Origin of the sequence: Microtetraspora fusca (assembly GCF_001570365.1) — a bacterium.
Lineage (GTDB): Bacteria > Actinomycetota > Actinomycetes > Streptosporangiales > Streptosporangiaceae > Microtetraspora > Microtetraspora fusca.
Genome location: NZ_BBYK01000032.1, coordinates 1 through 686, shown reverse-complemented (window position 1 = coordinate 686; position 686 = coordinate 1). Strand labels below are relative to the sequence as shown.

At 75.9% G+C, this 686-nt stretch carries 1 protein-coding gene; it reads right to left on the bottom strand.

Annotated features, from left to right (window positions below; translation table 11 throughout):
• Nucleotides 1-668 (bottom strand): AfsR/SARP family transcriptional regulator (locus tag AWQ68_RS00160; RefSeq protein ID WP_169808819.1); only part of this gene is annotated, 668 nt, incomplete at its 3' end.
• Nucleotides 669-686: the final 18 nt, after the last annotated feature.

Genomic DNA, 686 nt, shown 5'->3' with positions numbered 1-686 from the left:
AGCTCGGCCGGCTCGGGCGAGGGGTCGAGGCCGAGCTCCTCGGCGAGGCGTTCGCGCAGGTCGGCGTAGCTCGCCAGCGCCTCGCTCTGCCGTCCCGCCCGGTAGAGCGCTCTCATGTGCGCGGCGCGCAGCCGCTCCCTGAGCGGATGCGCGGCGACCAGCTCGGCCACGTCCACCGGCTCCCCCGCCGCCAGCCGCGCCTCGGCGAGATCTTCGACGGCGGCCAGCCGGGCGTCCTCGAGCCGCGCGATCACGGGACGGAGGAACTCGGCGTCGGCGAAGTCCGCGAACGCCGCGCCGCGCCACAGCTCAAGCGCCTCGGCCGGGCGGGACTCGCGTACCAGCCGGGCGAAGCGAACGGCGTCCAGCGCGTCCGGGTCGATCCGCAGCGCGTAGCCGGGGGCCCGCGAGACCACCAGCTCCCGCCCGCCGGGCTCGGCCTCCTCCAGCGCGCGGCGCAGCTGCGAGACCCGTACGTGCAGGGCCGCGACCGGGTTGCCGGGCGGCTCGTCACCCCACAGGTCGTCGACCAGCCGGTCGGCCGACACCACCCGCCCCTCATGGGCGAGCAGGTCAGCGAGCAGCGCGCGTACCTTCAGGCCGGGGATCGCGACGACGTCGCCCGCGTCGGTCCAGACGGTCACCGGGCCCAGCACCCCAAAGCGCATAGGCCCGACCTTAAGCGA